The sequence below is a fragment of the Pseudomonas sp. B21-028 genome (genome assembly GCF_024749045.1).
Classification (GTDB): domain Bacteria; phylum Pseudomonadota; class Gammaproteobacteria; order Pseudomonadales; family Pseudomonadaceae; genus Aquipseudomonas.
This window is the reverse complement of record NZ_CP087184.1, coordinates 1,917,933-1,936,471: the sequence shown is the minus strand read 5'-3', so window position 1 is coordinate 1,936,471 and position 18,539 is coordinate 1,917,933. Positions and strand designations below refer to the sequence as shown.

The window sequence follows — 18,539 nt, the reverse complement described above, 5'->3', positions numbered from 1 at the left end:
AACAGGATGTTCAGATGTATGAAAGGATGCTTCCTGCTATTGATGGCAGGATTATATGCAGGATTTCTCGCTGCGGCGCCGGGTGTACCCCAGCACTACACGCTGCTGGGACGCTCCACTGCTCACCCCGAGATCAGCCTGGATGATGCTCAGCGTGCGTGGCTATTGGGGCGAAAAGAGTTGGTGCTGGGGACCTCCGCACCGGATTACCCGCCTTTCGATCTCTCCACCAGCGGGCGCGACTATGAAGGCATGACCGCCGACTACGCCGGGCTCATCGCCGACGCAACTGGCCTGCCGATCAAAGTCCTGCGATTCGGCTCCCGCGAGGCAGCGATTGCGGCGCTCAAGCAAGGGCAAATCGACCTGCTGGGAAGCGCCAACGGTTTCGAAGCCCGCGACCCCGACCTTGTCCTGTCGACCCCCTATGCCGTGGATCAGCCCGTTCTCGTCACCCGAACCAATGAAAACCGCTCCCTGAGCGAGGATCTCGAGGGTTTGCGGCTAAGCATGGTCTATCACTACCTGCCCCTGGAGGACATCGAAAAACTCTACCCCAAGGCGCGCATCACCACCTATCCGTCCTACCAGAACGCCATAAACGCCGTTGCCTTCGGCCAGGCCGATGTATTCCTCGGCGATACCATTTCCACCCATTACATGATCAACAAGGGTTATTTGAGCAACATCCGCATGGCCAGCTTCGGCAAACATGAATCCTACGGGTTCGGTTTCGCACTGCGACGTCACGACACCCGATTGCTGGAGATCATCAACGCCACGCTGAGCCAGACCCCGATCGCCGAGCAAGCCGCGATCTCCAAACGCTGGAGTGCAGGCGCCGACCTCTACCTCACGGAACACAGAATCCAACTGACCGAACGGGAACGACGCTGGCTGACCGGGCATCCGGTGATTCGGGTGGCCGTGAACGAAACATTCACCCCGTTCACTTTCTTTGATTCGGACGGCGATTTTCGCGGGATCAGTGCCGATCTGCTGGAGCTGATCCGTCTGCGTACCGGTTTGCGCCTGGAAATTCAGCATAAGCGCAACGACAGCGATGCTATCGCCGCTGTCTTGAACGGTCAGGCCGACCTGATTGCGGCACTTGTGCCGAGCGGCGAACGGCAGCAGCAGGTGAAATTCAGCCGCCCCTACGTCGACAGCTCGTTCGTCCTGCTGACCCGAAAGCAGTCTGACACACCTGCCACACTCGACCAGTTCGGCACCAGGACCCTGGCGGTGGCCAAGGGCAACCCGGTCATCGAGTGGTTGCACAAGCGGTATCCGGATATCAGGATCGTCGAAACCAACGACCCCGCGCACGCCGTTGAACTGCTCGCCCAGGGCCAGGCCGACGGCAGCGTGAACGCCCTGGTCATGGCCAATTACTTTCTCTCGTCGCACTCGTTCCGGGACACGCTGCAGATCAGCAGCACTGTCGGCACCCAACAGGCCATGTTTGCCCTGGCCACCGCCAAGAACGCCACCGAGTTGAACGCCATTCTCGACAAAGCCTTGACCAGCATCGACCCCGACGAACTGGGCGTGATCAACAACCGCTGGCGAGGCTACGTCTCGGCATCGGAACACACCTGGCGCACCTACAATCGCCTGTTCTTCCAGATCGCCGCGGGCGTCGGCCTGCTATTGCTGATCTCATTGGCCTGGAACGCCTACATGCAGAGACAGATCCGCCAACGGCAAAGGGCCGAACTGGCGCTGAACGACCAGCTCGAATTCATGCGCTCACTGGTCAACGGCACCCCTCACCCCATTTACGTAAGGGATCGCAACGGCGTGCTGCAAAGCTGCAACGACAGCTACCTGGAAGTGTTCGATGTAAAACGCGAAGACGTCATCGGCAAGGACGTGATGCCCGGGTCGATGAGCAACGCCTTCGAGGCCCAGGAATACCAGGCCGACTATCAGCGCGTCATGGCCGAAGGCACTGCATTGATCGTGGACCGACCGCTGCACATCGGGGACAGGAAACTGACGATTTATCACTGGATCCTGCCTTACCGAAACTCCGCCGCGCAGGTACAGGGCATCATCGGTGGCTGGATCGACATCAGTGAACGACGACAGCTCTTCGATGAGCTGCGCGCCGCCAAGGAGCGGGCCGATGATGCGAACCGGGCCAAGAGCACCTTCCTCGCAACCATGAGCCATGAAATCCGTACTCCCATGAACGCGGTGATCGGCATGCTTGAACTGGCGCTGAAGCACGCCGAAAAGGGACACGTGGATCGCTCGACCATCGCAGTGGCCTACGAATCGGCCTCCGGCATGCTGGAACTGATAGGCGACATCCTGGACATCGCCCGCATCGAATCGGGTCACCTGAGCCTGGCACCCGAACGGGTCAATCTCAGGGCGATGCTGCAGTCGGTCATACGGGTGTTCGAAGGCGTGGCGCGACAGAAGAGTCTCGCGCTGTCATTGCAGTTCGAACCGGCGGACGACAATCCGGATGTGCTGGTCGATCCCCTGCGGTTCAAGCAGGTGCTTTCGAACCTGATCAGCAATGCGCTCAAATTCACCGAACAGGGCTGGGTAAAGGTCGAGGTCAGGCTGACTCGATCCACCCGGGACGATGCCCTGCACATGCAGCTGGAGGTCAGCGACAGCGGCATCGGTATCAAGCCCACCGACCTGCAACGTCTGTTCGAACCCTTTGCCCAGGCCGACAACACCGGCCGGATGGCCCGAAAGGGTGCCGGGCTGGGACTGGTGATCAGTCGCAACCTGTGCCGGATGATGGGCGGTAGCCTGCACCTGGACAGCCAACCGGGCGCCGGCACCCAGGTCCGGGTCTGTCTGAAGCTGACTGTCCTGCCCTCGGTAACGGCTGAGGCACCTTCTGAACCGGCGATAGAAACCGCCACGACCGCCCTGAGCGTTCTGGTGGTGGACGACCATTCGGCCAATCGCTTGTTGATGTCGCAACAACTGGAGTATCTCGGCCATCACTACCGTGTCGCCCATGACGGGGCCGAAGGGCTCGATACCTGGCTTGAAGAGGACTTCGACCTGGTCATTGCCGATTGCAACATGCCCATCATGAGCGGTTACGATCTGGCCGGGGCGATTCGCAAGCACGAGTCCGAACACCGACTGCCACCCTGCACCATCCTGGGCTTCACCGCCAATGCGCAACCCGAGGAAAAACAACGTTGCCAGGCCGCGGGCATGGACGATTGCCTGTTCAAACCGATCAGCCTGAGCGCCTTGAGCCAATGGATGAAGGCCATCAAGCCCATCGCCCGCTCAAACGTTTTCAATGTACAGAACCTGCAAGCGCTGACTGGCGGCAATCCCTTGTACACCCAGCGGCTGCTGGAAGAACTGCTCAGCAGCAACAGCTCGGACCGCAAGGCACTGCTCGGTATCGCCCGCAGCGGGAACCGCCAGGCGCTGACCGAAGCGGCGCACAAGATAAAGGGTGCCGCTCGAATCGTGCAGTCGTCCTTGCTGATCCAGCGATGCGAGGCACTGGAGCAGGCCTGTCATGAAGAGCAGTCACGGGACCGGATTGACCAATGCACCATGGCCCTCGAACGCGCCATGACCGAGCTGGAGCGGGTCCTGGAAACAGAGATCGCCAAGGCAAAATAAACTGGTGTTTACTATGCTGGTGGCTCAGCAGTGCGCACCAGGGGCGTTCTCAATGGTGTTCCCCTCCGCGCCTTGCCTGGCCCGCTTCAATGCACGACGCGGTGCAAAACCATTGAGAACGCCTGACTCCTGGAGTGATTGCAATGCCCAGCGCGCCGCGTCCGGAACAACGCCGGTTCCCCCTGCACGTCCACATCAGCGTGATGTTTACACTGCTCCTGCTGCTGACCGGTGTGGTGCTGGGTGTCTTCAACTACCGGCAGACGACGCAGATCATCCTGTCCAGCAGTGAAAAGCTATTCAACCGGATTGAACAGGACGTGCGCCTGGACCTGTACGACACCTACGAACCGATCCGGCATGTGTTGAGTCTGCTGGCCGACTATCCAGCGACACAGGCTTCCAACCTGGACCAGCGCCTGGCCCTGCTCGGTCCCTTCAGCCAGGCGCTGCGGGACAACCCGAACCTGGCGTCGTTGTACCTGGGCGATAGCAAGGGCGACTTCCTGATGGTCAGGCCGCTGCGCACCGAGGCACAGAAGACCGCCCTGAAAGCACCCGCCAATGCGTTCTATCAGGTCTGGACCATGGAGCGCGCAAACCCTGAGGGCCGGGTTCGCTCCCAATCATTGTTCTACGACCAGACGCTGGCGCTCATCAGCCGCGAGGACAACCCCGACGATACCTTCGATCCACGACGCCGAAGCTGGTTTCGCAGTGCACTGGAAACCGCCGGCCAGATCACCACCGAACCCTACGTGTTCTTCTCCACCCACGACATCGGCACCACCCTCGCCCGGCGTAGCGGCGATCAGGCGGTCATCGGTGCCGACCTGACCCTGGCGGCCCTGTCACAGACCCTCGCCAAGCACAAGGTCACCCCCGGCACCGAGATCGTGCTGCTCGATCCACTTGGCAACGCGGTGGGCTACCCCGACAGCAATCGGTTGCTAACCGACAGCCGCTCGGCACGCCTGATCAAGGCCCGCGACCTCAATCCGGCTATCGCCGCCGCGCTGGACGAAAGCGGTGATGTCTCGCGCCTCGAGGCGGCCGGACGTCAATGGATCGTTTCCCGCAGCCACATGCAGGAAGGCGGTCCCCAGGGTCTGGAACTGGCGTTGCTGGTCCCGGAAGATGAACTGCTGGCCGATGCCTATCGCATGCGCTGGCAAGGCGCGCTGATTACCCTGGCCACCCTGCTGCTGTGCCTGCCCCTGGGCTGGTTGACCTCCAGGATACTGGTCAAGCCTTTGGACGCGCTGGTGCAAGAGGCCGACGCCATTCGCAGCTTCGACTTCCATTACCCGATGTCCCGTCGCTCCCTGGTGCTGGAGGTCGATCAGCTGGGCTTGTCGATGGCCCGAATGAAAGAGACCCTGGCAAGCTTCTTCGAAATCACCGCCAGCCTGCGCGCCGAGACCCGCTTCGTTCCGCTGCTGGAGCGGGTGTTGTTCGAGACGGTGAATATCGGCCAGGCCCAGGCCGGCCTGATCTACCTGCGCGAGAACGACAGCGACCGGGTAAAGCCCTATGGGTTGGTGATCGAGCAAACTCCGCAGGACCTGGGCGCCTTCGAATTGCAAGGTCATGTCCTGACTGGCCACGACAGCCCTCCCTGGCTCCGGCAATTGGCTGCCTCGGATAACCTGGTCACTTCCCTGGGTTTCGAGCAGGCGGGAGACCTGCAAGGCGTCCTGCGGGCATTGGACTCTCCTCGGATCCATCTGATCGGCATCCACCTGCGTAACCGTCACCAGGAAACCGTGGGCATCCTGGTGTTGCTGATCAGCGATAGCGGCACCGAAGCCGACCTGGAAAAACTGCAACCGGACCGCATCGCGTTCCTGCAGGCCGTGTCCGGTGCCGCCACCGTGAGCATCGAAAGCCAGCGCCTGCAGGCCAGGCAAAAACAATTGCTGGATTCGTTCATTCAACTGCTGGCCGGTGCAATCGATGCCAAGAGCCCTTACACCGGCGGCCATTGCCAGCGAGTCCCGGCCCTGACGCTGATGCTCGCCCAGGCCGCCGCCAACAGCCAGGCACCGGCGTTCGCGGGCTACCAACCGACGGAAGATGAGTGGGAGGCCTTGCACATCGCCGCCTGGCTGCATGATTGTGGAAAAGTCACCACCCCCGAGTACGTGGTGGATAAAGCCACCAAACTGGAGACCCTGAACGACCGCATCCACGAAATCCGCACCCGCTTCGAAGTGCTGAAGCGCGACGCCTGGATCGATTACTGGCAGGCCCTGGCGATGGGGGGCGAGCCGTCTTCGCTGGCGCAGTCACGGGATGCGACACTGGCCGGCCTCGACGATGACTTTGCCTTTGTCGCTCGCTGCAACCTGGGCTCAGAAGCCATGGCCGACGCCGATCTGCAACGCCTGCAACGCATTGCCCAACGCCAGTGGATCCGGACCCTCGATGATCGCCTGGGGGTTTCCTGGGAGGAAAACCAGCGCCAGGCGCGCACGGCCAGGCCAACGCTGCCGGTGGCGGAACCGTTACTGGCCGACAAGCCCGAGCATCTGTTCGAGCGCCACGAAGCCGAAGTGATTCCGACAGACAACCCGTGGGGCTTCCAGCTGGATGTCCCGCAATGGAAATACAACCGCGGCGAACTCTACAACCTCAACGTCAGGCGGGGCACGCTGACCCGTGAAGAGCGTTACGTCATCAATCACCACATGGTGCAAACGATCCTGATGCTCAGCCAGTTGCCCTTCCCCAGCCACCTGGACAATGTGGCGGAAATCGCCGGCGGTCATCATGAGAAAATGGACGGTACCGGCTATCCCAAGCGGCTCAAACGCGAGCAAATGAGTCTGCCGGCGCGCATGATGGCGATTGCGGACATTTTCGAAGCACTGACAGCGGCCGACCGCCCCTACAAGAAAGCCAAGAAACTGAGCGAAGCCCTGGGCATCATGGCCACCATGTGCCGTGAAGCCCATATCGACCCCGAGCTGTTCGGGCTGTTCATCGATGAACAGGTCTACCTGGACTATGCCAACCAGTTTCTCGACCCGCGCCAGATCGATGACGTCGACACGGACAGCCTGTTGGTCCAGGCAGGATTGCGGTCATGCTGACCGCCTTTCCTGCGGGAGCGAGCCTGCTCGCGAAGCGGTGGCTCAGTTGAAAGGCAATGCCGACCATGCCGCCGCCATCGCGGGCAAGCCTTGCTCCCACGGTTCCTGCCCGTTCAGCAATCGGTCAGACGCAGGAAAATCTGCGCCAATTGCTCGATGCCGGCCTGGTCATGTTCGCTGAAGCGCGCCAGTTTCGGGCTGTCCAGGTCGAGCACGCCAATCAGTCGTCCGTCCTTGACCAGCGGCACCACCAATTCGCTGTTCGACGCGCTGTCGCAGGCAATGTGGCCGGGGAAGGCATGGACATCCTCAACACGCTGGGTCTGGCCGGTCGCCGCCGCGACGCCGCAGACACCTCGCCCGAAAGGAATCCGCACACAGGCGATCTGGCCCTGGAACGGCCCCAGCACCAGTTCTTCGTTGCGATTGAGGTAAAAACCGGCCCAGTTCAAGTCGTCCAGCTGACTGAACAGGAAAGCCGAGAACTGCGCGGCGTTGGCAATGAAATCGCGCTCATCCGCCAACAGGGACTCCAGCTGTGCCGATAGCAAGCCGTAGCCGTCAAGGCCCATGTCCGTGCTCTTCAAATCGATCATGCCTTGTGCTCCAGGAGTTTCAGGCCTACCCAATAACGGGCAAACTGATAGGCGCAACGGCCATTGCGGTTGCCACGCCCGGTGGCCCAGCGTACCGCCAGCACGTCCAGCGCCTCGTCACGCTGCCAGGCCAGCCCGGCCTTCGCCGCCAGCTCGCCGATCCAGTGTTCCACCACGTTGAGGTAATGCTCCTGGGTAAACGGATAGAACGACAGCCACAACCCGAAACGGTCGGACAACGCGATCTTGTCCTCCACGGCTTCGCTGGGGTGAAGCTCGCCGTCGACCCGTTTCCAGTTCTCGTTGTCGCTTTCCTTCTCCGGCACCAGGTGACGACGGTTCGACGTGGCATACAACAACACGTTGTGCGGCGCCTGTTCGAGGGACCCGTCCAGCACACTTTTAAGCACGCGGTAATCGCCCTCACCGGACTCGAACGACAGGTCATCGCAGAACAGCACGAAGCGCTGGGGCAGCTTGGCGATCTGCTCGACCACCCGAGGCAGGTCGGCCAGGTGATCGCGCTCGATCTCGATCAACCGCAGGCCATCGCCGGCATGCTCGGCCAGCAAGGCACGCACCAGGGACGACTTGCCAGTCCCTCGCGAGCCCCAGAGCAACGCATGGTTGGCCGGCATGCCGTCGATGAACTGCCGGGTGTTGCGACCCAGTTGTTCGACCTGGCGCTCAACACCGATCAGGTCCGACAAGCGCATGTCGAGGCTGACCTGCAATGGCAGGAGGTAGCCGCCCCGCCCGTCGCGCTGCCAGCGGGCAGCCAGGGTCACGGTCCAGTCGATGGCGGGTCGGGGAGCGGGCAACAGGGGCTCGATGCGAGCCAGCACGGCATCGGCGCGCTCAAGAAAAGCATTCAATCGGGCGTCCACGTCTTCTCCTCGGACAAATTCACAGTAATGATGGCGCTGCTGCGCCGAAACGCCGTTCTCAAGGATGGTTCAACCCATCCAGCACACACCGGTCGCGCCGGTATCCAGAGATGATCAGCTATGCTTGACCGGCGAAGGGAAACGTAAGTGGTTCACCATTCCATGGACATCAGATTCACCCAACGGCTGTCATACAAACAGGCCCGACTGACTGTCCTGGTGGGCTTCGTGCTGGGCACCTTGCTCAGCCTGATGCAGATAGGCATCGATTATGCCAGCGAAGACGCGTCGATCAACCGCGAGATCCTGTCGTTGCTGGAAATCAGCCACAACCCGGCCTCGCGCATCGCCTACAACATCGACGCCGAACTGGCCCAGGAGTTGGCCCTGGGCCTGTTGCGCTCGCCCGCCATCATCGGCGCCGAGCTGGTCGATAACAACAATACCGTGCTGGCCAATGTCAAACGACCCGAGCTGCAGAACAGTTACCGTTTCATCAGCGATTTTCTGTTTGGCGCCCAGCGCCGGTTCGAAGACCGGCTCTACCTGGACCATCTGCCCAACGAATCCCTGGGCGTGCTGCGACTGGACGTCGACACCTATGCGTTCGGCAGTCGCTTTCTGCGTCGGGCGGAGATCACGTTGCTCAACGGGTTCGCCCGCAGCCTGATCCTGACCGGCCTGTTATTGGCCTTGTTCTACGTGATGCTGACCAAACCCCTGGTACGGGTCATCCGCGAGCTGAGCAGCCGCGACCCGGGCAGTAACGAACAGAGCAGCCTGGAGTGCCCTTCCGGCCACCAATACGATGAAATCGGCGTACTGGTGTCGGTCGCCAACCAGCAGTTCGAAAATATCTCCACCGAAATCCAGCAGCGGCGCATGGCCGAGAATCGCCTTACCGAGTACCTGGCGCAGCTGGAAAACATCGTCTCGGCTCGCACCGCCGAACTCAAGGCCATCAACGCCCGACTCAGCCAGTCCAACGAAGAACTGGAAGTAGCCAGGCGTACCGCCCTGGACATGGCCGAAGCACGCTCCGCCTTTTTGGCCAGCATGAGTCATGAAATCCGCACACCACTGAACGGCCTGCTGGGCATGATCGCCCTGTCCCTGGACGGCCCCCTGACCGCCGAACAACAGCAGCAACTATCGATCGCCCATGACTCCGGCAAAGTGTTGGTCGAGCTGCTCAACGACATTCTCGACCTGTCGAAATTCGATGCCGGCCAGCTGGAACTCGAGCGCATCCCGTTCGATCTCGGTTCCCTGATCGAAGACACGGCCAACCTGCTTTCGCAGAACGCCGCCCCCAGCGTCGAACTGGCATGCCTGATTGATCCGCAATTCCCGGCACAAGTGCTCGGTGACCCGACCCGTGTGCGCCAGATCGTCAGCAACCTGCTGTCCAACGCCCTCAAGTTCACCCGCTTCGGCCGGGTCGATGTGCGATTGAGCGCTTATGAAGGCGGAGTGCGGATCGAGGTCTGCGATACCGGCATCGGCATTCCCCAGGACGCCCAGGCGAGAATCTTCCAGCCCTTCACCCAGGCCGGTGCCGGGATTACCCGCCAGTTCGGTGGCACCGGGCTGGGTCTGGCGCTGACCAACAACCTTTGCGAAGCCATGCAGGGCCGCTTGACGATCAGCTCCGAAGCCGGTTTCGGCAGCCAGTTCTGCGCCGACCTTCCCTTGCCTTGCCATACCCCGGCAGTGCCGGTCGAACCCTTGCGTGGCAATATCGTCGCCATTACCGCCAACAGCAGTGGGCTGGCCGAACTGCTGGACATGCTGCTGCCCAGTTGGGGGTTGGACTACCTGAGACGCTCCGTGGATGACAACCTGCTGGGTCTCCAGCCTGATGTCCTGATTACCGACTGCCCTGAGTGCCTGTTCAACTTGCGGCCAACTTTCAACGCACCGATCCTGCTCGTCACCGCCTACGGCAGCTTCATGCCCAGCGAACAGGCTGCTGCCCTGGCTCCCCTGCTTCAACAGGCCCGGCCACTGGCGCGTCATGCGCTGTATCAGATCTTGCGTCGCGCCCTGCAAAGCGAGACGACCATCATCAATGACACGCAGATCGAAGCCCTGCCACCGTCCAGACGCGCGCGGGTGCTGCTGGTGGAGGACAATCCGGTCAACCAATTGGTTGCCAAGGGCATGCTGGTCAAGCTCGGCTGCGAAGTGATTGTCGCCGCCCATGGCGCCGAGGCCCTGGATCAACTGGAACAGCGCACTTTCGACCTGGTGTTGATGGACTGCAACATGCCGGTGATGGACGGCTACGAAGCCAGCCGGCAGATTCGTCGCAGCGGTCGCTGGCCGGACCTGCCGATTGTCGCGCTGACGGCCAACGCCATGCCCGAGGAACGGGAACGCTGCCGGGGTGCCGGCATGACCGATTACCTGTCCAAGCCATTCCGCCGCGAAGAACTGGCGGCGATGCTGGATCAATGGGTGCCGACTACGTCAGCGCTTTGATCTGCCCCAGCAGATGATCGAGACCGTGACGCAAATCCCCCAGGCGGTCGAGATCAATGCCGCTGTCGCACAGCAGACGGGCCTTGAGGGGACCGACCTGCTCGCGCAACGCCCGCCCCGCCGGCGACAGGCTCAGGTGCACCTCCCGCTCGTCCCGGGCCGAACGCTGGCGCTGGACCAGGTCCAGTTGCTCCAGGCGCTTGAGCAGCGGAGTCAATGTGCCAGAATCCAGCAGCAGCCGTTCGCCCAGGGCCTTGACCGTGGGTTGTTCCGGCGCGATGTCCTGCCATTCCCACAACACCAGCATCGCCAGGTATTGCGGGTAGGTCAGGCCGAGCTGGTCGAGCATCGGCTTGTAGCCCCGGATCACCGCCCGCGAAGCGGCGTACAGCTTGAAGCACAACTGGCTGTCGAGCTTCAGCGAATCGACGGGCAGGTCATTCATTTGAGCAGGGCTTCGATCTCATGGGTCAGGTCCTGGGGTTTGGTGGTGGGGGCGAAACGCTTGACCACCTGACCATCCTTGCCGACCAGGAATTTGGTGAAATTCCACTTGATGCCCTTGGACCCCAGCACGCCGGGCGCCCGTTGCTTGAGCTGGACAAACAGCGGATGGGCGTTGGCGCCGTTGACTTCGACCTTCTTGAACAACGGAAAACTCACGCCGAAGTTCAGCTCGCAAAACTCGGAAATCGCCCCTTCATTACCCGGCTCCTGCTTGCCGAACTGATTGCAGGGAAAGCCCAATACCACCAGGCCCTGGTCCTTGTAGGTCTGCCACAACTGCTCAAGCCCCTTGTACTGCGGGGTGAAACCGCACTGACTGGCGGTGTTGACCACCAGCACGGCCTTGCCGGCGAAATCGGCCAGGGTCTTTTGCTCACCCTTGATAGTGGTGCAGGGAATGCTCAGCAGGTTGTCACTCATGGCAAGGCTCCGTTGGAATGGGACTGACGTACAAGATAGCGAGCAATTCAATTGTGTGCAATTTAATTATCCAGACACCTCCACAGGTCCTGACACAAATCTGTGGCGAGGGGATTTATCCCCGCTGGGCTGCGCAGCAGCCCCAACAGGCGTCTTTCTGAAGGACCAGGCTGATATGCGTCCTTCCTTGGGGTTGCTGCGCAACCAGCGGGGATAAATCCCCTCGCCACAGATCTATTCGCGGGGAACGAGATCCAGGCACACCGAATTGATGCAATAACGCAAGCCCGTGGGTGGTGGGCCATCGGGAAATACATGGCCCAGGTGGGCGTCGCACTTGGCGCAGACCACTTCGGTGCGGATCATGCCGTGGCTGACATCTCGCACCTCCACCACCGCGCTACCCTCGATGGGCGCGTAGAAACTCGGCCAGCCGCAACCGGAATCGAATTTGGTCTGCGAATCGAACAGCGGCTCGTTGCAGCAGATGCAGTGGTAGACACCATCGGTCTTGGTGCCGTTGTATTTACCCGAGAACGGCCGTTCGGTGCCTTTCAACCGACAGACGTTGTACTGCTCCGGGTCGAGCATGGCGCGCCATTCCTCAAGGGTTTTCTCCAACTTTTCCATCGTCCCACCTCGGCAATTGAAAAAGCCCGATCCGACGCTTTTCCGCGGGTCGGGCGGCACGTATGATTGCGCCTCGTCAGCGCCAGTCTGGCAGTCGCGTCATGGGTATTCAAACGGATTGTGACGCCATGCCGCGTCAGGCTCGCCATAGACGCAGGATCACCAGCACGGCCGTCCATACGCCGCCTGGATCGTTCATCTTCGGGAACACATCGCCATGCAGGTCAGCAAATCGAACAAGCTCGCCAACGTCTGCTACGACATTCGCGGCCCGGTGCTCAAGCACGCCAAACGCCTGGAAGAGGAAGGCCATCGCATCCTCAAGCTGAACATCGGCAACCCGGCGCCCTTTGGTTTCGAAGCGCCCGATGAAATCCTCCAGGACGTCATCCGCAACCTGCCGACCGCCCAAGGCTACAGCGACTCCAAGGGCCTGTTCAGCGCGCGCAAGGCCGTGATGCAGTACTACCAGCAGAAGCAGGTCGAAGGCGTCGGTATCGAAGACATCTACCTGGGCAACGGGGTCTCCGAGCTGATCGTGATGTCCATGCAGGCCCTGCTCAACAACGGCGACGAAGTGCTGGTACCGGCGCCGGATTATCCCCTGTGGACCGCCGCCGTGAGCCTGTCCGGCGGCAACCCGGTGCATTACCTGTGCGATGAGCAGGCCAACTGGTTCCCGGACCTGGCGGATATCAAGGCCAAGATCACGCCGAACACCAAGGCGCTGGTCATCATCAACCCGAACAACCCGACCGGTGCGGTCTACTCCAGGGAAGTGCTGCTGGGCATGCTCGAACTGGCCCGCCAGCACAACCTCGTGGTGTTTTCCGACGAGATCTACGACAAGATCCTGTACGACGACGCGGTGCACATCTGCACCGCGTCCCTGGCGCCGGACCTGCTGTGCCTGACCTTCAATGGCTTGTCCAAGTCCTACCGGGTGGCGGGTTTCCGCTCCGGCTGGATTGCCATCTCCGGGCCCAAGCATCACGCCCAGAGCTACATCGAAGGCATCGACATGCTGGCCAACATGCGCCTGTGCGCCAACGTGCCAAGCCAGCATGCGATCCAGACGGCGCTGGGCGGCTATCAGAGCATCAATGACCTGGTCCTGCCGCCCGGCCGGCTGCTGGAACAGCGCAATCGCACCTGGGAACTGCTCAACGACATTCCCGGCGTCAGCTGCGTCAAGCCGATGGGCGCGCTGTATGCCTTCCCGCGGATCGACCCGAAGATCTGCCCGATCCACAACGATGAAAAATTCGTGCTGGACCTGTTGCTGTCGGAAAAACTGCTGATCGTCCAAGGTACGGCGTTCAACTGGCCGTGGCCGGACCATTTCCGTGTCGTGACCCTGCCGCGGGTCGACGATCTGGAGCAGGCCATTGGCCGGATCGGCAATTTCCTCAAGTCCTACCGACAGTAAGCCGTAGCGCGCGAGGCGCCCCGCCTCGCGCGCTGTTTGATTCAGCAACATATCCGTCCCGTTGGCCCTGGCAGGCCTTCTACACTGAATCCTGAACAGCGGACGGACGACGCGGCCCAACGTTCACGGGGCAAGGGCGGCGTCAGGCTTTTCCACAGTCACTTTCAGAAAAGTCTTTCATTCATTTGGGACGGCTGTAGGACACAGTTTGAAATAGTCGCCGAGTTGAATAGCCTGCGGCAGCACCTTATATACCCCGCATAACGCTACATCTTTAGCATGAGGAGATTGCTACCACCATGATGCGCATCCTGCTGTTCTTGGCCACTAACCTGGCGGTCGTGCTGATTGCCAGCATCACCCTGAGCCTTTTCGGCTTCAACGGGTTCATGGCGGCCAACGGGGTTGATCTCAACCTCAATCAGCTGCTGATCTTCTGTGCGGTGTTCGGCTTCGCCGGTTCCCTGTTCTCGCTGTTCATCTCCAAGTGGATGGCGAAGATGAGTACCAGCACGCAGATCATCAGCCAGCCGCGCACGCGTCACGAGCAATGGCTGCTGCAAACCGTCGAGCAGCTGTCCCGTGAAGCCGGCATCAAGATGCCGGAAGTCGGGATTTTCCCGGCCTATGAGGCCAACGCTTTCGCCACGGGCTGGAACAAGAACGACGCGCTGGTCGCCGTCAGCCAGGGCCTGCTCGAGCGGTTCTCCCCGGATGAAGTCAAGGCCGTGCTGGCCCACGAAATCGGCCACGTCGCCAACGGCGACATGGTGACCCTGGCCCTGATCCAGGGCGTGGTGAACACCTTCGTGATGTTCTTTGCCCGCATCATCGGCAACTTCGTCGACAAGGTGATCTTCAAGAACGAAGAAGGCCAGGGCATCGCCTACTACGTGGCGACCATCTTCGCCGAATTGGTCCTGGGCATCCTCGCCAGCGCCATCGTCATGTGGTTCTCGCGCAAACGCGAATTCCGCGCTGACGACGCCGGCGCACGCCTGGCCGGCACCAGCGCCATGATCGGCGCCCTGCAACGCTTGCGTGCCGAGCAAGGCCTGCCGGTACACATGCCCGACACCCTGAATGCCTTTGGTATCAACGGTGGCATCAAGCAGGGCCTGGCTCGCATGTTCATGAGCCACCCGCCGCTGGAAGAGCGTATCGACGCACTGCGTCGCCGCGGCTGATCGGTTCGAACAGCACGAAAAAGCCCGCAGCGATGCGGGCTTTTTCTTGTAGTGCTGTCAGGCCCTATCGCGAGCAGGCTCGCTCCCACAGGAGATCTTCGGTGAACAAGACATTCACAGTCACTGCCGAGCAAATGTGGGAGCGAGCCTGGTCGCGATAGGGCCGGACGGACTCCGTCACCCTCAAGCCTTGGAAATCCGATAAACCCGCTCATCCAGCCTGGTCACCCCAGACTGAACGAACTTCCAGCTTTCCTCCAGCACATCCTCCTCCTGCAACACCTCCAGCTGCCAGTGATTCCCCAGCAGCCGCCGCACTTCATCATCATTCACGGAAAATGGCGGGCCGGGCATTTCAGCCTGGTTGTATTCAAGGGTGATCAGCAACCCGGCGCAGCTTGGCAGAAGGTTTTGCAGGTGCGCCGTGTACCGCTCACGCATCTGCGCAGGCAAGGCAATCAATGCCGCGCGATCGTAAAGCGCCGTGCAACCGAGCAGATCTTCCGGGCTCAAGGCAAAAAAATCACCGCAGCGGATTTCGATGTCCCCGGCACGAAACACCTTGAAAGCCCCCTCCTCGCTCACACTCGGCTTCAACTGATGCTCATCGAAAAAATCGGTGATGGCTTTTTCCGACAGCTCCACCCCCAATACCAAATGCCCTTGATGGGCGAGCCACAGCAGATCCAGGGTTTTGCCACACAACGGCACCAGCACCCGGCTGCCCTGCGCCAAGCCCATTTGTGGCCAGAAACGTTGCAGGTAGGGGTTCACCTCCAAGGAATGAAAACCGATCTGATTGGTTGACCAACGCTTATGCCAAAACTCGGGCTCCATGATTCTCTCCAAAAATTCGATCAAAACAGGTTAAAACTTATATTAGATTTGGATCATTGACCTGACAGAAGATGTTCACATCTTAACGCTCAGGAGCTCGTCCATGCTGCCCAGCCTGTTTATCTCCCACGGCTCACCGATGCTCGCCCTCGAGCCCGGCGACAGCGGTCCGGCGCTGGCTCGCCTGGCCGCGCAATTGCCCAGGCCCACCGCCATCGTCATTGTGTCCGCCCATTGGGAAAGCAGCGAACTGTTGGTCAGCGCCAATCCGCAACCACGCACCTGGCACGACTTCGGCGGCTTCCCGCCGGCTTTGTATCAGGTGCAATATCCCGCGCCGGGCGATCCGGAACTGGCCGCCCAAGTGAAGGACCTGCTCAACGCCGCGCACCTGCCGGCACGGCTCGACGCCCAGCGGCCATCGGACCATGGCGTCTGGGTGCCGCTGTCCTTGATGTATCCCCAGGCCGACATCCCGGTGGTGCAGGTTTCCCTGCCCAGCGACCAGGGGCCCGCGTTGCAGACACGAGTCGGCCAGGCGCTTGCGAGCCTGCGCCAGCAGGGCATCCTGTTGATCGGCTCCGGCAGTATCACCCACAACCTGCGCGACCTCGACTGGAACGCAGGCCCCGAGAGCATCGAGCCCTGGGCGAAGGATTTTCGCGACTGGATCGTGGAGAAACTGGCGGCCGACGACGAGGCCGCCCTGCATGATTACCGCCGCCAGGCCCCCAATGCCGTGCGCAGCCACCCCAGCGACGAGCACCTTCTGCCGCTGTATTTCGCCCGGGGTGCCGGCGCCAGGTTCAGCGTGACCCATGAGGGGTTCACGATGGGAACGCTGGGGATGGACATCTACCGGTTCGATTGATCGATGGACCGAGTCGTGCTCTTCGCGAGCAGGCTCGCTCCCACAGGGTTTGGGGTGGCCGCAGAGATCCCATGTGGGAGCGAGCCTGCTCGCGAAAGGGACAACACTATCAACCGACCGAACACCAAACGACAGACATAAAAAATCCCCGAACCAGTCGGGGATTTTTCATGCTCGATCAATCAACCCAAGGGTCGATCAGTCTTCGCGATAGCGACGCAGCTTGAGTTGCTTGCCGGCTACGCGAGTGTCCTTGAGCTTGGTCAGCAATTTCTCCAGACCATCTTCCGGCAGTTCCACCAGGCTGAAGCTGTCACGCACCTGGATGCGACCGATGGCTTCACGGGCCAGGCCACCCTCGTTGAGGATCGCGCCCAGCAGGTTCTTGGCGGCGATGCCGTCACGGGCACCCAGCGCGGTACGGCAACGGGCACGGCCTTCGGCCAGCGGGATCGGTGCACGACGCTCACGGTCGCCACGGTCCGGACGGTCACCGCTACGCTCGGGACGATCGCCACGTGGCGCGTTGTTCGGCACCAGGGGACGTTCCTTCTCGATGGCAGCCAGGTTCAGCGCCTGACCATTGGTGGCCTTGCGCAGCAGGGCGGCGGCCAGGGCACGTGGGCTGCAACCGATGTCGGCAGTCAGGCGATCGAGCAGATCACCGTGGGTCGATTCGGCGTCAGCCACCAGCGGCGACAGGCTGTTGGTCAGCTTCTTGATGCGGGCATCGAGAACGGCCTGGGCGTCCGGCAGGCGAACTTCAGCCACCTTCTGCCCGGTGACACGCTCGATCACCTGCAACATGCGGCGCTCGCGCGGAGTCACCAGCAACAGTGCGCGACCTTCGCGACCGGCACGACCGGTACGGCCGATACGGTGAACGTAGGATTCAGGGTCGTACGGCATGTCCACGTTGAACACGTGGGTGATGCGCGGAACGTCCAGACCACGGGCAGCCACGTCGGTCGCCACAACGATGTCCAGGCGGCCATCCTTGAGGGAATCGATCACGCGCTCGCGCTGGTTCTGGGCAATGTCACCGTTCAGCGCAGCAGCTTTGTAGCCTTTGGCTTCCAGGGCGCTGGCCAGGTCCAGGGTCGCTTGCTTGGTGCGCACGAACATGATCAGGGCGTCGAAGTCTTCCACTTCCAGCAAGCTGAGGACAGCGGAGGTCTTCTGGTCGGCGTGAACCAACAGGTGGGCCTGTTCGATCGCGGTGACGGTCTGGGTCTTGCTCTGGATCTTGACGTGTTTCGGGTCCTTCAGGTGACGCTCGGCGATCGCACGGATCGACTGCGGCAGGGTGGCCGAGAACAGTACGGTCTGACGGGTTTCCGGCATGGCCTTGAAGATCACTTCCAGGTCGTCCATGAAGCCCAGCTTGAGCATTTCGTCGGCTTCGTCGAGAACCAGGTGGTTCACGGTAGCCAGGACTTTTTCGTCGCGACGCAGGTGGTCGCACAGACGGCCCGGTGTGGCGACAACGATCTGTGCGCCATTACGGATGGCTTTCAATTGTGGGCCCATCGGCGCGCCGCCGTAGACAGCCACAACCGTTACGCCCGGCATTTGCTTGGCGTAGGTTTCGAAAGCAGTTGCAACTTGCAGCGCCAACTCACGGGTTGGGGCCAGGATCAGAGCTTGCGGCTCGCGCTTGGACGGATCAATGCGGTGCAGGATAGGCAAGGCGAACGCGGCGGTCTTACCCGTACCGGTTTGCGCCTGACCAATCATATCGTGACCGGCGAGAATGATCGGGATCGACTGCTGCTGAATGGCCGAAGGCTCTTCATAGCCGGTAGCGACTACTGCAGCGACAATATTGGGATGAAGTTCAAGAGCGGCGAAGCCGCCGATTTCCTGGGTCATGGGTCTGCCTCTAAGTGCATCCGCAAAGACCCATGCTCCAAAGCTGCACATGCCGTGTTGAGACTCAAGAGTCGCCCTGGCAGCTTTGTCGGCGGGGATT

The 18,539-nt window shown here is 61.2% G+C and carries 13 protein-coding genes; 6 read left to right on the top strand and 7 right to left on the bottom strand.

Features of this window, described 5'->3' with window-relative positions; translation table 11 throughout:
• The first annotated feature begins 42 nt into the window (after nucleotides 1-42).
• Both LOY35_RS08840 and LOY35_RS08835 read left to right on the top strand, forming a co-directional pair.
• A complete protein-coding gene (locus LOY35_RS08840) occupies nucleotides 43-3,624 on the top strand; it encodes a transporter substrate-binding domain-containing protein (protein ID WP_258631975.1) in 3,582 nt (1,193 codons plus the stop codon).
• 143 nt (nucleotides 3,625-3,767) lie between these two features.
• Nucleotides 3,768-6,719, top strand: a complete 2,952-nt coding sequence (locus LOY35_RS08835) for an HD domain-containing phosphohydrolase (RefSeq protein ID WP_258631974.1) — start codon at nucleotides 3,768-3,770, stop codon at nucleotides 6,717-6,719.
• A 113-nt stretch (nucleotides 6,720-6,832) separates the two neighbouring features.
• On the opposite strand, the gene LOY35_RS08830 is transcribed toward LOY35_RS08835, so the two are convergent.
• Nucleotides 6,833-7,315: a GAF domain-containing protein gene (locus LOY35_RS08830; protein ID WP_258631973.1), complete on the bottom strand. Its 483-nt coding sequence runs from the start codon at nucleotides 7,313-7,315 to the stop codon at nucleotides 6,833-6,835.
• On the bottom strand, nucleotides 7,312-8,202 hold the full coding sequence (locus tag LOY35_RS08825; protein WP_258631972.1) for an ATP-binding protein: 891 nt from the start codon (nucleotides 8,200-8,202) through the stop codon (nucleotides 7,312-7,314). The genes LOY35_RS08830 and LOY35_RS08825 overlap by 4 nt, the downstream gene beginning before the upstream one ends.
• A 162-nt stretch (nucleotides 8,203-8,364) precedes the next feature.
• On the opposite strand from LOY35_RS08825, the gene LOY35_RS08820 reads away from it, so the two are divergent.
• Nucleotides 8,365-10,686: a response regulator gene (locus tag LOY35_RS08820; RefSeq protein ID WP_258631971.1), complete on the top strand. Its 2,322-nt coding sequence runs from the start codon at nucleotides 8,365-8,367 to the stop codon at nucleotides 10,684-10,686.
• On the opposite strand, the gene LOY35_RS08815 is transcribed toward LOY35_RS08820, so the two are convergent.
• From LOY35_RS08815 to msrB, 3 genes are all read right to left on the bottom strand, one after another.
• Nucleotides 10,670-11,131 carry a MarR family winged helix-turn-helix transcriptional regulator gene (locus LOY35_RS08815; protein ID WP_258631970.1) on the bottom strand — a complete coding sequence of 154 codons (462 nt, stop codon included), beginning with the start codon at nucleotides 11,129-11,131 and terminating at the stop codon, nucleotides 10,670-10,672. The two genes, LOY35_RS08820 and LOY35_RS08815, sit on opposite strands and share 17 nt — an antisense overlap.
• Nucleotides 11,128-11,613, bottom strand: a complete 486-nt coding sequence (locus LOY35_RS08810) for a glutathione peroxidase (RefSeq protein WP_258631969.1) — start codon at nucleotides 11,611-11,613, stop codon at nucleotides 11,128-11,130. Before LOY35_RS08810 ends, LOY35_RS08815 begins: the two co-directional genes overlap by 4 nt.
• Before the next feature lie 234 nt (nucleotides 11,614-11,847).
• Nucleotides 11,848-12,243, bottom strand: a complete 396-nt coding sequence (msrB, locus tag LOY35_RS08805; protein ID WP_047701530.1) for a peptide-methionine (R)-S-oxide reductase MsrB — start codon at nucleotides 12,241-12,243, stop codon at nucleotides 11,848-11,850.
• 217 nt (nucleotides 12,244-12,460) lie between these two features.
• Here msrB and LOY35_RS08800 point away from each other — a divergent pair, with 217 nt between their 5' ends.
• Both LOY35_RS08800 and htpX read left to right on the top strand, forming a co-directional pair.
• Nucleotides 12,461-13,672, top strand: coding sequence for a pyridoxal phosphate-dependent aminotransferase (locus LOY35_RS08800; RefSeq protein ID WP_258631968.1), 1,212 nt, complete (start codon nucleotides 12,461-12,463; stop codon nucleotides 13,670-13,672).
• 299 nt (nucleotides 13,673-13,971) lie between these two features.
• Nucleotides 13,972-14,859 carry a protease HtpX gene (gene htpX / locus LOY35_RS08795; RefSeq protein WP_003199411.1) on the top strand — a complete coding sequence of 296 codons (888 nt, stop codon included), beginning with the start codon at nucleotides 13,972-13,974 and terminating at the stop codon, nucleotides 14,857-14,859.
• A 183-nt stretch (nucleotides 14,860-15,042) separates the two neighbouring features.
• Here htpX and LOY35_RS08790 read toward each other — a convergent pair whose 3' ends face one another.
• Entirely contained in the window at nucleotides 15,043-15,696 is a 654-nt protein-coding gene (locus LOY35_RS08790; protein ID WP_258631967.1) for a thiopurine S-methyltransferase, read from the bottom strand.
• A 103-nt stretch (nucleotides 15,697-15,799) separates the two neighbouring features.
• On the opposite strand from LOY35_RS08790, the gene LOY35_RS08785 reads away from it, so the two are divergent.
• Nucleotides 15,800-16,567, top strand: a complete 768-nt coding sequence (locus LOY35_RS08785) for a class III extradiol ring-cleavage dioxygenase (RefSeq protein WP_258631966.1) — start codon at nucleotides 15,800-15,802, stop codon at nucleotides 16,565-16,567.
• A 198-nt stretch (nucleotides 16,568-16,765) separates the two neighbouring features.
• Here LOY35_RS08785 and LOY35_RS08780 read toward each other — a convergent pair whose 3' ends face one another.
• Nucleotides 16,766-18,439, bottom strand: a complete 1,674-nt coding sequence (locus LOY35_RS08780) for a DEAD/DEAH box helicase (protein WP_309475901.1) — start codon at nucleotides 18,437-18,439, stop codon at nucleotides 16,766-16,768.
• Between the last annotated feature and the right edge of the window lie 100 nt (nucleotides 18,440-18,539).

Excerpts from the sequence above, each read along its gene's own strand:
- LOY35_RS08840 (WP_258631975.1), top strand. The coding sequence starts at position 43 with ATGGCAGGATTATATGCAGGATTTCTCGCTGCGGCGCCGGGTGTACCC.
- LOY35_RS08835 (WP_258631974.1), top strand. The coding sequence starts at position 3,768 with ATGCCCAGCGCGCCGCGTCCGGAACAACGCCGGTTCCCCCTGCACGTC.
- LOY35_RS08830 (WP_258631973.1), bottom strand. The coding sequence starts at position 7,315 with ATGATCGATTTGAAGAGCACGGACATGGGCCTTGACGGCTACGGCTTG.
- LOY35_RS08820 (WP_258631971.1), top strand. The coding sequence starts at position 8,365 with ATGGACATCAGATTCACCCAACGGCTGTCATACAAACAGGCCCGACTG.
- LOY35_RS08815 (WP_258631970.1), bottom strand. The coding sequence starts at position 11,131 with ATGAATGACCTGCCCGTCGATTCGCTGAAGCTCGACAGCCAGTTGTGC.
- LOY35_RS08810 (WP_258631969.1), bottom strand. The coding sequence starts at position 11,613 with ATGAGTGACAACCTGCTGAGCATTCCCTGCACCACTATCAAGGGTGAG.
- msrB (WP_047701530.1), bottom strand. The coding sequence starts at position 12,243 with ATGGAAAAGTTGGAGAAAACCCTTGAGGAATGGCGCGCCATGCTCGAC.
- LOY35_RS08800 (WP_258631968.1), top strand. The coding sequence starts at position 12,461 with ATGCAGGTCAGCAAATCGAACAAGCTCGCCAACGTCTGCTACGACATT.
- htpX (WP_003199411.1), top strand. The coding sequence starts at position 13,972 with ATGATGCGCATCCTGCTGTTCTTGGCCACTAACCTGGCGGTCGTGCTG.
- LOY35_RS08790 (WP_258631967.1), bottom strand. The coding sequence starts at position 15,696 with ATGGAGCCCGAGTTTTGGCATAAGCGTTGGTCAACCAATCAGATCGGT.
- LOY35_RS08785 (WP_258631966.1), top strand. The coding sequence starts at position 15,800 with ATGCTGCCCAGCCTGTTTATCTCCCACGGCTCACCGATGCTCGCCCTC.
- LOY35_RS08780 (WP_309475901.1), bottom strand. The coding sequence starts at position 18,439 with ATGACCCAGGAAATCGGCGGCTTCGCCGCTCTTGAACTTCATCCCAAT.